This is a genomic window from Pseudomonas sp. H1h, assembly GCF_000633255.1.
Taxonomy (GTDB): Bacteria; Pseudomonadota; Gammaproteobacteria; order Pseudomonadales; family Pseudomonadaceae; genus Aquipseudomonas.
This window is the reverse complement of sequence record NZ_AYMJ01000030.1, coordinates 53,184-69,236: the sequence shown is the minus strand read 5'-3', so window position 1 is coordinate 69,236 and position 16,053 is coordinate 53,184. Positions and strand designations below refer to the sequence as shown.

Sequence of the window (16,053 nt, the reverse complement as noted above, 5' to 3'; positions counted from 1 at the left end):
TCTACGGTGACCACAAATTCTGTGTCTACCGAGATCAACTATGGGAGCGGGCTTGCTCGCGAACAAGGTCGCAATGACCTTGCTTAATCGTCCAGCGCCTTTACGGCCTTCGGCGACAAACGCAAGCTGCGCAGGCTGCGTTTCACGCTCTTGAGGTGATTGACCAGGCTCGGCCCGCGCGCCATGGCCACGCCCATCGCCAGCACATCGATCACCACCAGGTGGGCGATGCGCGAGGTCAGCGGTGTGTAGATTTCGGTGTCTTCATGCACATCGATCGCCAGGTTGACGGTCGACAGCTCAGCCAACGGTGTCTGGCTCGGGCACAGGGTGATCAGCGAAGCGCCGCTCTCGCGAACAAGGTTGGCGGTGATCAGCAGGTCCTTAGAGCGGCCGGACTGGGAAATGCAGATCGCCACGTCGGTCGGCTTCAAAGTTACCGCTGACATCGCCTGCATGTGCGGATCGGAGTACGCCGCTGCGGTCAGCAGCAAACGGAAGAACTTGTGCTGCGCGTCCGCCGCCACCGCGCCGGACGCGCCGAAGCCATAGAACTCGACGCGCTGCGCCTGCGACATCAACGTCACCGCCCGCTGCAACTCCACCGGATCGAGCTTCTCGCGAACTTCCATCAGGGTGTGCAACGTGGTGTCGAAAATCTTCAGGCTGTAGTCGGCGACCGAGTCGTCTTCGTGAATCGCGAACTGACCGAAGCTGGCCCCGGCAGCCAGGCTCTGCGCCAGCTTGAGCTTGAGATCCTGAAACCCGGAGCAGCCAATGGCCCGGCAGAAGCGCACGATGGTCGGCTCGCTGATGCCAACGCTGTGGGCCAGGTCGGCCATGGAACTGTGCATCACGGCCGCAGGGTCAAGCAGCACGTGGTCGGCGACCTTGAGCTCCGACTTGCGTAACAGGTGACGTGACTGGGCGATGTGTTGCAGCAGATTCAAGGGGCTGGACTCTTCTTATGGGCAAGGATGTAGCACGCTTGTAGTTATACTACATGAATTGGCTTTTTGCCTGCTCAATGCGTAACTCCATGTCCCCATATCAGGCGCGATGGGGTGCATGTAGCCCTTAAAACGGTTTTTCCTGTTCGCGCAAAAGCCCGGCCAGAGCGGCAGCCTCCACGGGGCGACTGATCAGATAGCCCTGCACTTCATCGCAATGCTCGACGCGTAAAAACTCCAGCTGCTCTTGCCGCTCGACACCTTCGGCTACCACCTTCAACGACAATCCATGGGCCATGGCAATGATCGCGCGGGTGATCGCCGCATCCTCACTGCTCTGCCCCAGTCCACGAATGAACGCCTGATCGATCTTCACGTAATCCACCGGGATGCGCTTGAGGTAACTCAGCGACGAATAGCCGGTGCCAAAATCATCGATCGCCAGCTTCACGCCCAGATCGCGCAGTTGCTGGAAAGTGGCGATGATGTGTTCAACGCTGTCGAGCAACTGGCTTTCGGTGAGCTCCAGTTCCAGGTAGTGCGGCGCCAGCCCGGTTTCTTCCAGCACCTGGCGCACCAGACTGACCAGTTTGCCCTGACGCAGTTGATGCACCGACAGGTTCACCGACACGCGGATCGGTTCCAGACCCTGGCGCTGCCACTCGCACGCCTGCCAGCAAGCCTGGCGCAGGACGAATTCGCCGATCGGCCCGATCAGCCCGGTCTCCTCGGCCAGCCCGATGAAGTCCCCCGGCGGCACTCGACCCATGCTCGGATGGTCCCAGCGCACCAGCGCTTCCGCCGCATTCAGGCGCCCGGTTTGCAGGCACAGCTTCGGTTGATAGAACACTTTGAGCTGTTTGTCCTCGATGGCTTTGCGCAGCTGGTTTTCCAGTTGCAGCCGCTCCAGGGTGCTGGCCTGCAGGCTGTCGGTATAGAACTGGAAATTGTTGCCGCCCAAGTGCTTGGCGTGTTGCATGGCCATGTTCGACTGACTGACCAGCGCAGAAATTTCCCGGGCGTTGTCCGGTAGCATGCTGATGCCCATCGAAGCGCTGACCACCAACTCATGCCCCTCAACGGTCAGTGGCAGGCGCAGCTTGCTCGATAGTCGCGTGGCGACTCGCGCCAGACTCGACAAGTTGCCATAGGCATCGAACAGCACGGCAAATTCATCACCGGACAAGCGCGCGATGGTGTCAGCCTCCGGCAACGCGTTGACCAGTCGCCGGGACATTTTCTGCAGCAGTTGGTCCGCCACCTCGTGACCGAGGCTGTCGTTGAGCAATTTGAAGCGATCCAGGTTGATATGCAGCAATGCCAGACTGCGCCGTCCGCCCTGACGCACGCGCTGATGGGCTTCGTGCAGGCGCTCGCGGAACAGCGAGCGGTTGGCCAGCCCGGTGAGTTCATCGTAATGCGTCAGGTAGCGCATGCGTTCTTCGGATTCGCGCCGCGCGGAAAGATCGGCGAAGAAGCCCACAATATGGCTTACATTTCCCCGACGGTCGCGCACCGCGTTGAGTTGCAGCCACTGCGGATACAGCTCGCCGTTCTTGCGGGTCTCGACCAGTTCGCCCTGCCAGCTGCCGTCCTGCTCCAGCGCGTGACGGATCGCGACGTAATGGCGCCGGGCATCACGACTGCACGGCAGTTCGACGACATTGCGCCCGAGCATGTCTTCGATGTCATAACCGGTGACCCGGCTGAACGCCTGATTGATCGCGATCAGCGCGTAGTTCGGGTCGAGAATCACAATGCCTTCGCTGGCCGCTTCGAACACCGTGGCAGCCAGTCTTTGCTGCTCTTCAAGGCTTTTGCTGGCGCTGATGTCGCGTCGGGTGCCGACCATGCGGATCACCCGCCCACTGTCACTGCGCTCCACGGCGCGGCCGCGATCCTCGATCCACACCCAATGACCGTCGCCGTGACGTACGCGGTACTCGATCTGATAGTCCTCGGTGCGACCTTTCAGGTGCTCGATCAGCGCCTGCTTGAGCGACGGCACATCTTCGGGGTGCAGGCGTGGCTTGAGGTCGCGCAGGATCGCCGTGACGTATTCCGGTGCCAGGCCGAACAGCTCCTGGATCTGTGTGTGGTGAACTTCGTCGGTTTGCAGGTTCCAGTCCCACAGCCCCAGCTCGCTGGCCTTCAAAGCCAGAGCCAGACGGGCTTCGCTTTTGCTCAGCGCCTGATTGGCCGCGTCCAGTTCGCGGCTGCGCTGTGCCACGCGGTCTTCCAGTTCGACCTGCGCCTCACGCAATGCACCTTCGGCACAACGGCGCTGCTCGACCTCTTTGCCCAGTGCTTGATTGAGCTGTTCGCTACGGCTCTGCGCCTGCTGCAAATGCTCGATCAGGTGCTGATTCTGGAAGCGCCGCAGTAGCCCGCGATCGATCAACCGACTGACTTGCCACGCCACCACACTCAGCGAGCCGAGCAGGATCAGCCCCAGCCAGCCCCAGCCGCGCGCCTGTTCATCGCCGCCCCAGAACAGGTAACCGATCGCCGGCAGCAGGCACGGCAAGGTAAAGGACAGAAACGCCGGCAGGCTGACCGCGTAGGCGACGCTGGCGGACAACGTCGCGGCGCCGATCAGGCCGAACACCCAGGCTTGCTGCATGAAGTTGTCGGCGGGCACCAGCGCAATACCGGCGCCGGCCAGGGTCAGACCGGTCATGGTCGAGCCCAGCAGGAACATGCGGAACCAGATCGGCTGGGCCTGACGGTCGGGGATCGCCGAATCGAACGCGGCGACCTGAATCACTCGCAGCGCCACCAGCGACAACAACCAGACCAGCCAGATGCTGACCACGAAATAGCGCTGCGGACTCCAGAGCAAACCGGCGCAGACCAGACCATTGAGTAACATGAACAACGTGGGCAGCAGTGAGCCCTGATAAAGCAGGCGCGTGCGTTCCACCGCCATTTCGGTGGCGTAATGCTTGCGGATGACCCGGGGTTCCACAGAGGGGCCCGACAGGTCTGAGCTGAGGGTCTTTTGCAATGTTTTTGTTCTTATAGGAGTGAGCATGGGCCCGAAACGTGGACGGAGCATACACAAGCCGATCCCGTTGCCAAACTGCTCCAGATCATAATTTGAGCGAAACTTTTCCCCGCCCGATCGCTGGCAAAACCCGCAGAGCGAGGCGGGCCAAAGCCTGTAGCCAGTGACCGACCGGTCGTCATTGGCGGCACTTTCATCGGCTAATGCAAAGCTCGGTTTGCCCGGGCCTGCGGCGCACCCTAGAATGCCCCGATGCGCGATGATCTCTCCCTTCTGCTGAACTCCCTCAACGATGCCCAACGCCAGGCCGTAGCAGCCCCCGTTGGCCGTCAGTTGGTCCTGGCCGGTGCCGGTTCCGGTAAAACCCGAGTGCTGGTGCACCGTATCGCCTGGTTGATCCAGGTCGAAAACGCCTCGCCCCACTCCATTCTGTCGGTGACCTTCACCAACAAGGCCGCTGCCGAGATGCGTCACCGCATCGAGCAGTTGCTGGGTATCAACCCGGCCGGCATGTGGGTCGGCACCTTCCACGGCCTGGCGCACCGCTTGCTGCGGGCGCACTGGCAGGAAGCGGGCTTGAGCCAGACCTTCCAGATTCTCGACAGTGACGACCAGCAAAGGCTGGTCAAGCGGGTGATCCGCGAGCTGGGGCTGGACGAACAACGCTGGCCGGCCCGTCAGGCCCAGTGGTTCATCAACGGGCAGAAAGACGAAGGTCTGCGTCCGCAACACATTCAGGCCAGCGGCGATTTGTACCTGGCCACCATGCGCGGCATCTATGAGGCCTACGAGGCCGCTTGCCAGCGCGCCGGCGTCATCGACTTCTCCGAACTGCTGCTGCGCGCCCTCGATTTGTGGCGCGATCACCCGGGCCTGCTGGCGCACTATCAGAAGCGCTTCCGGCACATTCTGGTGGACGAGTTCCAGGACACCAACGCCGTGCAGTACGCCTGGTTGCGTCTGCTGGGCAAGGGCGGCGACAGCCTGATGGTGGTCGGCGACGACGACCAGTCGATCTACGGCTGGCGTGGCGCGAAAATCGAGAACATTCATCAGTACTCGTCCGACTTCGCGGATTCGGTGACCATTCGTCTGGAGCAGAACTACCGCTCCACCGCCGGCATCCTCAAGGCCGCCAACGCCCTGATCGCCAACAACACCGGGCGTCTGGGTAAAGAGCTGTGGACCGATGGCGGCGACGGCGAAGCGATCAACCTGTACGCCGCGTTCAACGAGCACGACGAAGCACGCTACGTTGTCGAAACCATCGAAAGCGCGCTGAAAACCGGCCTGGCACGCAGCGATATCGCGATTCTCTACCGCTCCAACGCCCAATCGCGCGTTCTCGAAGAAGCGTTGCTGCGCGAACGCATTCCGTACCGCATCTACGGCGGCCAGCGCTTCTTCGAGCGCGCGGAAATCAAGAACGCCATGGCCTACCTGCGTTTGCTCGAAGGTCGCGGCAACGATGCGGCGCTGGAGCGGGTGATCAACGTGCCGGCCCGTGGCATTGGCGAAAAAACCGTCGAAGCGATCCGCGACCATGCACGCCACAGCGACGTGTCGATGTGGGAAGCGATGCGCCAACTGGTGGCCAATAAAGGTCTGACCGGACGCGCCGCCGGTGCACTGGGTGCGTTTATCGAGCTGATCGAAAACCTCGCCGCCAAGTGCATGGAGATGCCGCTGCACTTGATGACGCAAACTGTCATCGAGCAATCGGGCCTCATCGCCTATCACGAAGCGGAAAAAGGCGAGAAAGGCCAGGCCCGGGTGGAAAACCTTGAGGAACTGGTCAGCGCCGCGCGCAACTTCGAGAACACCGAAGAAGACGAAGAGCTGTCGCCTCTGGCGGCGTTCCTCGGCCACGCCTCGCTGGAAGCCGGCGACACCCAGGCCGACGAGCACGAAGACAGCATTCAGCTGATGACACTGCACAGCGCCAAAGGCCTGGAATTCCCTTACGTGTTCCTGGTGGGCATGGAAGAAGGCCTGTTCCCGCACAAGATGAGCCTGGAAGAGCCTGGGCGTCTTGAGGAAGAACGACGCCTGGCCTACGTGGGCATCACCCGGGCCATGCAGAATCTGGTGATGACCTATGCTGAAACCCGACGCCTGTACGGCAGCGAAACCTACAACAAGGTCTCGCGCTTCGTCCGAGAAGTGCCGAAAGGCCTGATTCAGGAAGTGCGCCTGTCGAACAGCGTCAGCCGACCGTTCGGCGGCAACCAGTCGATGAGCGGCAGCAACCTGTTCAGCGGCAGCGAGATTCCGGAAACCGGCTTCAGCCTGGGCCAGACCGTACGCCATTCGATCTTTGGCGACGGTGTGATCCTGAATTTCGAAGGTGCCGGCGCGCAGGCGCGGGTGCAGGTGAATTTCAGCGAAGGCAGCAAGTGGCTGATGCTGGGCTACGCCAAGCTGGAAGCGATCTGAATACTGGTTTTGCGTTTCTGTGGGAGCGAGCCGGCTCGCGAATGAAATCACCTCGGCTTATCTGATAAACCGCAGTGAAGCTTTCACGAGCAGGCTCGCTCCCACAGGGTTTTGTGTAAACCTCGATTCGACACGGGAGCAATTCATGGGCTCAGGCTTCTTTTCTTCCTGGACATTCTGGGCCCTGCTCTCGGCGACTTTCGCCGCATTGACGGCGATCTTCGCCAAAGTCGGCATCGAAAATGTCAATTCCGACTTCGCCACCCTGCTGCGCACCATCGTGGTACTGGTCAGTCTGGCCTTGATTTTGTACGCCACGGGCCAATATCAGTCCTTGGGATCGATCTCCGCCAAGAGCTACTTGTTCCTGCTGTTGTCCGGTCTGGGTACCGGCGCGTCATGGCTGTGCTACTTCCGCGCGCTGAAAATCGGCCCGGCCTCGCTGGTCGCCCCGGTGGACAAGCTCAGCGTGGTGCTCGTGGCGGTGCTCGGCGTGATCCTGCTGGGCGAGAAACTCGACCTGCGCCAATGGGGCGGCATCGGTCTGATCACGGCGGGTGTGGTGATGCTGGCGTTTCGTCGCTAAGCAATTTCTCGCTGAACCTATCCAGTTTTCCTACAGCCAAAAGTACATGGCCTGATTGCCTCGAACGAGCTGAACGTAACCTGTCAGGCAAAAGCCCGAAACACTCTCTCGCTAGCCAGTAACACTTCAGCTGTGCAACATGGCGCGCGTGTCTCCACAAACGGGAATTCCCTTTATGAAACGTTTTCTTAGCATCGCCATGGCGTTGTGCATCGGCCTGACGATGAGCCTCGACGCCAACGCCAAGCGCTTCGGTGGTGGCAAAAGCGCCGGCGCTGCGCCGACGCACCAGACCAGCCAGATGGCTCCTTCTTCTCCAGGCATGGGCGGCGCAGCAGCGACCGCTGGTGCTGCCGGTGCCGCTGGCGCCGCTGCCAAGGCCGGTGGCGCCTCGAAATGGCTCGGTCCTCTGGCCGGCATCGCCGCCGGTGGCCTGCTCGCTTCCATGTTCATGGGCGGCGGCTTCCAGGGCATGCAGATCTTCGACATCCTGATCATGGCCGTGATCGCGTTCGTGATCTTCCGCTTCATTGCCGCCCGTCGACGCAAGCAGCAGGAGCACCTGGCTCCGGCCGGCGCGCCGATGCAGCGTGAAGTGTTCGAGCAGAAGCCTGCTGCCATGGGTTCGATCTTCGGTGGCTCGGCCGCTCCGGTTGCCGCTCGTCCGGTGATCAACGCACCGGCCTGGTTCAACGAGCAGAACTTCCTTGCCGCCGCTCGTAGTCATTTCCAGTCGCTGCAGCAGCACTGGGACGCCAACGAAATGGACAAGATCGCCGAGTTCGTGACCCCGCAGATGCTCGACTTCCTCAAGCGTGAGCGTGCGGACCTGGGCGAAGGCTTCCAGTCGACCTACATCGACAACCTGCAAGTGCAGCTGGACGGCGTGGATGATCGTGCCGACAAGACCATCGCCACCCTGACCTTCAGCGGCGTGTCGAAGACCTCGCGTTTCGACCAGGGCGAAGTGTTCAGCGAAAGCTGGAACATGGAACGTCCGCAGGGCGACAACCAGCCTTGGCTGGTGGCCGGTATCCGCCAGAACGGCTGATCCCTCTGCGCTACGCATGTGGTAATAAAAACCCCAGCCTCGGCTGGGGTTTTCTATTTCGCGGTTGCATCTATAGCGAGCTACTGTATAAACCGGCCCATATAAACCGCGCCATTCAAGCAAGAGGATCCCGGACGTGGAAGAAATCATCGAACAACTGCGCGAAGCCAACGAACCCGTACCGGTTCCCCTGGAGTTGCCTGACGAAGACCAGTTGGTGGAAGTCGAAGAAGAACTCTTCATCAACATCCCATTTGTCTTCAAAGAGTTTTTGCTGACCGTCAGCGATGTGGTTTACGGCAGCCTTGAGCCGGTGACTGTCACCGACCCGCAATCGCACACCTACTTGCCGGACGTCGCAGCCAATGCGTGGGACATCGGTGTACCGCGCGACCTGATCCCGATCTGCCAGGACGGCGAGAACTACTACTGCGTCGAAGAGGACGGCACCGTGGTGCTGTGGTCCGGCGAAGAAGAGTTGATCACCGAAGAGTCCTGGGAATCGGTCTGGCACTGGGCACGGGACGTCTGGCTGGAAAGCTGAGTGGCCAGACGCCCCGACTGATCAGTGCCCCGACGACTCCTTGTGGTTGTCGAGGGTTTCCAGCAGGGCTACCTGCATCCGCGTGTGCACGCGGATGAACCAGCGCCAGAGCAGCGCCGCCACGGCGGCCGCGACCACGGCGATCAGCACCAGCAACTTGTTGGTCGGCAGGATACTGGCCGACAAGGCTGCCAGCAGCAGGAAGATCACCAGCAGCGAGAGAATCGGGATCACCTCGGAGATCACCCGCCGCACTCGCTGGGTGTGCCGCCCGGCCATCTCCGGCTTCACGCCCATCTCCGCCAGCAGCATCGACAGCGCCTTGAGCTTGCGATAAGCGGCGATCAGAAACGGCAACGACAGCATCAGCGCTCCGCCCCAGATCAAGGCTTTCTGCCAGCTCGGGTCGCCGATCCAGTCCTGCATCCACACCGACAGCCGTCCGGCAAAGAACGCACCGCTGAAGAAAATCGCGATCACCAGCGCCAGATTGACTCCGACCTGCAGCAGGATCCGCCGAATCATCGCCGCCAGCATCGCACCCTCACCTTGCGGCTGGATGCTGCGCAGCCATTCGCCGTACATTCCGAACACCCGCCCGAGACGCTTGGGCACTGCGGCAGACAGCTTGATCGACAGCGGATCAGCCGCGCGGATCAGGTACGGCGTCAGCAGCGTGGTAATCACCGAAACCGCCACCGCTACCGGATACAGGAAGTTGCTGGTGACCTGAAGTGTCATCCCGAGTGCAGCGATGATGAAGGAAAATTCGCCAATCTGTGACAGCCCCATACCGACGCGCAGTGAGGTGCGTCCGTCATTGCCGGCGATAAACGCGCCGAGGCCGCAGGACAACATCTTGCCGAGCACAACAGCCACGGTAATCACCGCGATCGGCCACGCATATTGCAGCAGGATCATCGGATCGAGCATCAGACCGATCGCCACAAAGAAGATCGCACTGAACAGGTCGCGAACCGGCTCGATCAGGCGCTCGATTTTCAGCAACTGCCGTGACTCGGCCATGATCGCGCCGATCAGGAAGGCGCCGAGCACCATGCTGTATTCGAGCTTGACCACCAGCAGGCAGAAGCCGAAGCACAGGCCCAGCACGGTGATCAGCAGCATTTCGTTGCTTTCGAATTTGGCGACGTACGCCAGCAGGCGCGGCACCAGCAGAATGCCGACCACCAGCGCGACGATCATGAACAGCGACAGCTTGCCGACCGTGGAAAACACTTCACCTGAGCTCACCGTGCCGCTGACGGCAATGCTCGACAGCAAGGCGATGATGCCGATGCCGAGGATGTCCTCGACGATCAGTACGCCGAAGATCAGCTGGGCAAAGCGCTCGTTCTTCATCTTCAGGTCATTGAGCGCCTTGACGATGATGGTGGTCGAGGAAATCGCCAGGATCGCCCCCAGAAACAGCGAATCCATGGTGTTCCAGTCGAACCAGCGACCGATTTCGTAGCCGATCCAGATCATCAGCACGATTTCGAGGAACGCCGCGATGAACGCCGTGGCGCCGACCTTGAACAACTTGCGCAGACTGAACTCGAGACCGAGACAGAACATCAGGAAGATCACCCCCAGTTCGGCGAGGGTCTTGATGGTTTCTTCGTCGTGGATCAGGCCGAACGGCGGCGTGTGCGGACCGATGATGAAACCGGCGACAATGTAGCCGAGCACCACCGGCTGCTTGAAGCGGTGAAACAGCACGGTGACCACACCTGCGACCAGCATGATCACTGCCAGGTCCTGAATAAAGCTGATGGCATGCATGGTGTGGGCTCCTTGTATGACGTGACCCGCGGTCAGACATCAGAAAGGTCTGAGCGAGCTGGGTAAAAATCCGCTTTTGGTGTGGGAATTGCCCTTGGGCAGGGCCTTTTGCAGGTTAACACCGCGACTTCCGGCTGGAAGGCGGTGCAATATAAGGAAACAGATCGATACCGGCGTGACGGCAGCCAGTCGCCTGGCGTCCCGATAACGGTGCTTTTGAAAAAGCGACCAGGCACCCGCAGAGGTGCTTCCAGCAATCCAGCCTTGATCCGTGAGAACGTTATGGAACCCGGAAACGCCCAACTGTCGATGACGGTACTGATGACCCCCGACATGGCCAACTTCTCTGGCAATGTCCACGGCGGTACCCTGCTCAAATACCTCGACGAAGTGGCCTACGCCTGCGCGAGCCGCTATGCCGGCCGCTACGTGGTGACGCTGTCGGTGGATCAGGTGATTTTCCGCGAGCCGATCCATGTCGGCGAACTGGTGACTTTCCTCGCGTCGGTCAACTACACCGGCAACACCTCGATGGAAGTCGGCATCAAAGTGGTGACCGAGAACATCCGCGAGCGCTCGGTGCGCCACACCAACAGCTGCTTCTTCACCATGGTCGCGGTGGATGACCAGCGCAAACCGGCGGCAGTACCGCCGCTGCAACCGCAGAACAGCGAAGACAAGCGCCGCTACATGCAGGCTCAGCAGCGCCGGCAGATTCGCCAGGAGCTGGAGAAGCGTTATCAGGAGATCAAGGGCGACGCCTGATCAGCCCTTTGGAATGATGTCGCTTTACAGATAGCCTTCGCGAGCAAGCCCGCTCCCACATTTAATCGCCGTTCCCCCATGAGAACGCCGCCGAATGTGGGAGCGGGCTTGCTCGCGAATGGACGTAACGCGGTCTTACAGACTGATCGCCGTCGCCTCGAATTTCACCCGCGGATGCGCGATCCGGTCCTGCGCCCGTACCAGTTGCAGCTCATAGCTGGCACACGCCTGGGTCTCCAGCAGCACTTCATGCACCGCCGCTGCGGTGAACTCAAACGCCGCCACCAGACTGTCGCCCAACAGCACCCGCGCCAGGAACAGCCCCGACGTCAGATCGCCCACGCCCACCGGCTGACGCGGAAACGCCAGCAGCGGACGGCGCAGGTGCCAGCTTTCGTCAGCGGTCACCAACAACATCTCGAAACTATCTGCCGGCTTGCCCGGATAATCCAGATGCTTGACCAGCACTGCTTTGGGTCCGCGCGTCAGCAGCGCCCGAGCCATTGCCAGGCAATCGAACAGCGACTGCGGCTTGCGCCCGGAGAAGCTGTCCAGCTCCAGCTGGTTCGGGCACATGATGTCCGCCACTGCCGCTGCTTCCTCCAGCAGGAAATCGCTGACTTCAGCCGGCACACTGCAGCCTTTTTCCGGGTGGCCCATGACCGGGTCACACAGGTACAGCGCCTTCGGGTTGACCGCCTTGATGCGCGCAACGCCACTGAGAATCGCCCGGCCCTGCGCCGCGCTGCCCAGGTAGCCGGAGAGCACCGCGTCGCAGTTGCCCAGCTCGCCAATGGCAGCGATGCCTTCGACCAGTTCGGGAATCTGCTGCGGCGCCAGCACTTCACCGGCCCATTGGCCGTACTGGGTGTGGTTGGAAAACTGCACGGTGTTGAGCGGCCAGACATTCACCCCGACCCGCTGCATCGGAAAAACCGCAGCGCTGTTGCCGGCATGGCCGAAGACCACATGGGACTGAATGGCGAGCAGATGAGGCGTACGTTTCATTCGGGTTATTCCGTAAAACGATTGAAATTCAAGCCGCGCAGTATGCGACGAAACACAGCCTGTACGACAGACCGGCGACGCAGTTAAGCTGGACCTATCTTTTGGAGTTTCCTGTTGATGCTGACCCTTGAAAACATCTTCGTGCTGATGCTGTTCGCCGCTGCCGGCGCATGGCTATGGCACAACCACGGCTTGCGCGAGCGGGCGCTGGAGCGGGTCAAGCAGCATTGCATCAACGTCGGCGTCGAGCTGCTGGACGGCAACGTGGCGTTGAAGAAAATCGGTTTGATCAAGGATGCCAGCGGTCGGCGGCGCCTGGCCCGGGTCTACAACTTCGAGTTCACCGTGACCGGCGAAACCCGGCACAACGGCACCATCACCCAGTTTGGCGCGCACAGCGCGCAGATCGAACTGGCGCCCTACCCGGCGCCGTTCGACGATACGCCGCCGGTGGTCGAAGTCACCCGCCCACGGGCCGAGGTGATCGAGCTGAGCCAGTGGCGCCAGGAACACAACAAGTGGAAGCCGTAAACTAATCCGCCTGAACCCGGCATCGCGCCAGGCCTGCCTGCAAAGCATCGATATGCTGCGAATCGGCGAAGATCAGTTCGATACGCGAATCCCGGCGCCATTCGCTCGGCTGCCAGTTGAGCTCAACGTTATCCAGAGCATTGGCCGAAACCCAGCCCTCATCGCTGTGGATAACCAGCTTGGCCCGCCGCCAGTTCAGGGCCTGTAGCCATGCGCTCATGCGTTGCGTATCGAACGTCTGGCCCGGATGCCAACGCCAGCCGATGCTCCAGCCGCCCTCCTGCGCCTGGCTAAGGCAAATCGGCACTGCCGGATCGCTCCAGAGCGCCGGGATCGGCCCTGCCCCCTTGGGTACGGCGAAGTTATCCACACCCGCTACGGCTTGCGCAGTCACACCCGGTAGCTCAAGCAAAGGCAGTTGCGCCTGCTGTGTCCAGATCAGCCTGACCCGCGGCAAACGCTCGGCGATGGTCTGCCGCATGGCTTCATCCAGACTTTCGGCTTTGTTCAGTAACAGCAAACCGGCGCAGGCCAGCGCCTCCTGCTGAGCGGACGGCAAGGTTTTCCCGGCAGCTAGCGCCTGTGCATCCAGCACCAACACACAGGGCTGCACTGCGAGCACACCCCGCCATGGCGCCTCGCTCAATTGCTTGAGCAATTGCGCCGGATGCCCCAGACCGGACGGTTCGATGAACAGCCGATCCGGCCTGGCCTTGCGCAGTAAACGGCCGAGGCCGATCTGAAACGGCGCGCCGTTGACGCAACACAAACAGCCCCCGGCGACTTCACCCAGTGCGATACCATCGGCGTCGCGGGTCAGCAGCGCGGCATCGAGACCGATCTGGCCGAATTCATTGATCAGCACAGCCCAGCGCTCGTTGTCCGGCCGTTGCGCCATCAGTTGGCGAATCAGGCTGGTCTTGCCGGCGCCCAACGGGCCGGCGATGACATGGGTGGGAATGTTCTGCAACATGGCTGGGCGTTTTCTGAGAGGACTGGACATGCGTTGGATGGGATGGTCGTTGCTGTTGATGCTGGTGTCGAGGGAAGCCTTGGCTCAAGCCTGCGTTGTGCACAGCCAGGGTGAGCGGCTCGACGTCAAGGTCTGTCAGCAGAACCGCAATATTCCCGAGAAATTGTTCAGCGATGGTTTCTGCCAACCGACCCTGGCCGGGCAAAAAGTCGAGGTGCAGTACGTCGACCAGTGCCCGAGCGGCGCGTTTGGCGTGTGCAGCAACGCGCAAGTCGCCAATATGCCCTATCGCCAGGATATCCACTATTACGGTGTTGCCTCCGATGCGGCGTATTTAAAGCCGTACTGCGAAGGACAGAGTCAGGGCAAGTGGCTCAAGCCTTGAGCCGTCAGCCGAGCCAGTCGAGGGTCAACAGCAGCCGTCGTTCACCCAGTGCCGGTTGCGGGGAACGATGAATCAGGCCGAAGCCTTCATTGCCATGCCACTTCTCGCCTTTCAATAGCGCCACGTCCCCGCTCTGCAGTTGCTGGATCTGCGCCATGTCCTGCGGCTCGGCGTTCGCCTGGCCCAACTGCTCGCGATCCATCACCCCTTCCTTGAGCCACTGACTGCCGATTCCCGTGTACGTGGTGATCAGGCGCACCGGCACATGATCGACATGAAAGCGCGGGCACATGGCCTTGTCCAGCACCCGCAGGCGCAAGCCGACACGACGTGCACCCAGCAAGCAGGCGAAGGCACTGACCAGCCATTGCAGATCAGCGATAAAACCTTCGTGGCCTTCCAGATCACGGAACCCGGCTGCCAGTCCGCTGAGATCGGGGTCAGCGTCTTCGTCCGGCAATTCGATGCAGAGCGACTCCGCCAAAGGCTCGTTGAGCGACAGCAGCAACGCTGCGAAATCGGCGATGTGCAGCGGCATTTGGCGCTGCCAGATCGCGAGATTGACGTCATTTTCAAGGATTCGCGTGAGGGTTTTCGGCGTCGCCCCCTGATGCTGGCAGCGCGCCCGGTTCTGTTGCAGTTTGAGCGCAAGCATCAGGCAGCCTCGTCGTGCCAAGGGCCGAACGGATCCGGCAGCAGGCGCCAACCTTCGGCACCAACGGCCATTTCCTGATCCGTCAGCAAGCAGGCGTCGAGTTCAGCAGAGAGCTGTGGAAAATCGATGTTCTGACCAATGAACACCAACTCCTGACGGCAATCGCCGACACTCGGCGTCCAGTTTTTCATGATTGCGGCGGTGCTTTCCTGATCCTGCGGCCATTGGTTTTTGGGTACAAAACGCCACCAGCGTCCGGCAAAACCGTGGCGCATCAGACTGCCCGCCTGCGACCAACTGCCCGCATCGGTGGCTTTGCTGGCGAGCCAGAAGAAGCCTTTGGAGCGCAGCAATTTGCCGTTCGTCCACGGACGGTCGATGAAGTTGTAAAAACGCTGCGGATGAAACGGGCGACGCGCCCGGTAAGCGGTGGAGGCAATGCCGTACTCGGTGGTTTCCGGCACATGTTCACCGCGCAACTCCTGTAACCAGCCGGGGGCCTGGGCGGCTTTTTCGAAGTCGAAACGCCCGGTGTTGAGGATCTGCTCCAGCGGTACCTCGCCCATCACCATCGGGATGATTTGCGCCTGGGCGTTGAGGCGCTTGAGGATTGCCGTCAACTCGTCGCGCGCCTGGCGGCTGATAAGGTCGATCTTGCTGATCAGCAGGACGTCGGCGAACTCGATTTGCTCGATCAACAGATCGGTGATCGAGCGTTCGTCTTCCTCCCCCAATGTTTCGCCACGGGAAGCGAGACTCTCTGCAGCCTGGTAATCGATGAGGAAATTCATGCCGTCGACTACCGTAACCATGGTGTCGAGTCGCGCAACGTCGGCGAGGCTCTGACCCTGCTCATCGCGGAAGGTAAACGTCTCGGCGACAGGCAGCGGTTCGGAAATTCCGGTGGATTCGATGAGCAGATAATCGAAACGTCCTTCGCGGGCGAGTTTGCTGACCTCTTCAAGCAGGTCCTCGCGTAACGTACAGCAGATACAGCCGTTGCTCATCTCTACAAGTTTTTCTTCAGCGCGGTTCAGGCTGACATCGCGCTGGACTTCGCTGCCATCAATATTGATTTCGCTCATATCGTTAACGATGACAGCGACACGCAAGCCGTCTCGATTACGTAGTACGTAATTCAAAAGTGTACTTTTTCCGGCGCCAAGAAAGCCTGAAAGAACGGTCACGGGAAGCGGGGATGACATTGGATAATCCTCATCAGGTGGTGGCCGATGGGCGCTTATGCCGGGAAATGGCGTAACGCACCGCGTTCTCAGGCTTCAAAACAGCGTTGTGGCAGAAGCAGACGCTTTAAATCGGCGAGCTCAGGCTCAATTCAAATTCAATGTTATAGTATAACAATATGAATAAGCCAGA

14 protein-coding genes are annotated in these 16,053 nt (G+C 60.7%); 7 read left to right on the top strand and 7 right to left on the bottom strand.

The annotated features are described in order from the left end of the window. Positions 1–83: 83 nt before the first annotated feature. Together hexR and U862_RS0123375 are read right to left on the bottom strand one after the other, a co-directional pair. Complete coding sequence (gene hexR, locus U862_RS0123380) at positions 84–950, bottom strand: transcriptional regulator HexR (protein ID WP_007962240.1); 867 nt, start codon at positions 948–950, stop codon at positions 84–86. Positions 951–1,077: 127 nt separating this feature from the next. Continuing rightward, positions 1,078–4,008: a bifunctional diguanylate cyclase/phosphodiesterase gene (locus U862_RS0123375; RefSeq protein ID WP_177327367.1), complete on the bottom strand. Its 2,931-nt coding sequence runs from the start codon at positions 4,006–4,008 to the stop codon at positions 1,078–1,080. Between the two features lie 201 nt (positions 4,009–4,209). Between U862_RS0123375 and uvrD the strand changes: the two genes are divergently transcribed. The 4 genes from uvrD to U862_RS0123355 all read left to right on the top strand — a co-directional run bounded on the left by uvrD (position 4,210) and on the right by U862_RS0123355 (position 8,574). Then, entirely contained in the window at positions 4,210–6,393 is a 2,184-nt protein-coding gene (gene uvrD / locus U862_RS0123370) for a DNA helicase II (RefSeq protein WP_025112633.1), read from the top strand. Between the two features lie 145 nt (positions 6,394–6,538). Then, positions 6,539–6,979: an EamA family transporter gene (locus U862_RS0123365; protein ID WP_025112632.1), complete on the top strand. Its 441-nt coding sequence runs from the start codon at positions 6,539–6,541 to the stop codon at positions 6,977–6,979. A 175-nt stretch (positions 6,980–7,154) separates the two neighbouring features. Beyond that, a complete protein-coding gene (locus U862_RS0123360) occupies positions 7,155–8,030 on the top strand; it encodes a Tim44 domain-containing protein (protein ID WP_025112631.1) in 876 nt (291 codons plus the stop codon). Between the two features lie 136 nt (positions 8,031–8,166). Further along, entirely contained in the window at positions 8,167–8,574 is a 408-nt protein-coding gene (locus U862_RS0123355) for an SMI1/KNR4 family protein (RefSeq protein WP_008078852.1), read from the top strand. A gap of 21 nt (positions 8,575–8,595) precedes the next feature. Here the strand turns inward: U862_RS0123355 and U862_RS0123350 are convergent, their stop codons facing one another. Then, positions 8,596–10,359, bottom strand: coding sequence for a cation:proton antiporter (locus tag U862_RS0123350; RefSeq protein ID WP_025112630.1), 1,764 nt, complete (start codon positions 10,357–10,359; stop codon positions 8,596–8,598). A gap of 282 nt (positions 10,360–10,641) precedes the next feature. Here U862_RS0123350 and U862_RS0123345 point away from each other — a divergent pair, with 282 nt between their 5' ends. Then, positions 10,642–11,124: an acyl-CoA thioesterase gene (locus tag U862_RS0123345; RefSeq protein ID WP_003229693.1), complete on the top strand. Its 483-nt coding sequence runs from the start codon at positions 10,642–10,644 to the stop codon at positions 11,122–11,124. Positions 11,125–11,259: 135 nt separating this feature from the next. On the opposite strand, the gene pdxY is transcribed toward U862_RS0123345, so the two are convergent. Then, positions 11,260–12,132 (bottom strand): pyridoxal kinase PdxY, encoded by an 873-nt coding sequence (gene pdxY, locus U862_RS0123340; RefSeq protein ID WP_025112629.1) that lies wholly within the window; start codon positions 12,130–12,132, stop codon positions 11,260–11,262. 117 nt (positions 12,133–12,249) lie between these two features. On the opposite strand from pdxY, the gene U862_RS0123335 reads away from it, so the two are divergent. Continuing rightward, entirely contained in the window at positions 12,250–12,663 is a 414-nt protein-coding gene (locus U862_RS0123335; protein WP_025112628.1) for a DUF3301 domain-containing protein, read from the top strand. Between the two features lies 1 nt (position 12,664). Here the strand turns inward: U862_RS0123335 and U862_RS0123330 are convergent, their stop codons facing one another. Next, positions 12,665–13,636: a GTP-binding protein gene (locus tag U862_RS0123330; protein WP_025112627.1), complete on the bottom strand. Its 972-nt coding sequence runs from the start codon at positions 13,634–13,636 to the stop codon at positions 12,665–12,667. Positions 13,637–13,664: 28 nt separating this feature from the next. On the opposite strand from U862_RS0123330, the gene U862_RS0123325 reads away from it, so the two are divergent. Further along, entirely contained in the window at positions 13,665–14,021 is a 357-nt protein-coding gene (locus U862_RS0123325) for a hypothetical protein (RefSeq protein ID WP_025112626.1), read from the top strand. 4 nt (positions 14,022–14,025) lie between these two features. On the opposite strand, the gene U862_RS0123320 is transcribed toward U862_RS0123325, so the two are convergent. Beyond that, positions 14,026–14,676, bottom strand: coding sequence for a DUF1826 domain-containing protein (locus U862_RS0123320; protein WP_025112625.1), 651 nt, complete (start codon positions 14,674–14,676; stop codon positions 14,026–14,028). After that, on the bottom strand, positions 14,676–15,881 hold the full coding sequence (gene zigA, locus U862_RS0123315) for a zinc metallochaperone GTPase ZigA (RefSeq protein WP_025112624.1): 1,206 nt from the start codon (positions 15,879–15,881) through the stop codon (positions 14,676–14,678). Before zigA ends, U862_RS0123320 begins: the two co-directional genes overlap by 1 nt. Between the last annotated feature and the right edge of the window lie 172 nt (positions 15,882–16,053).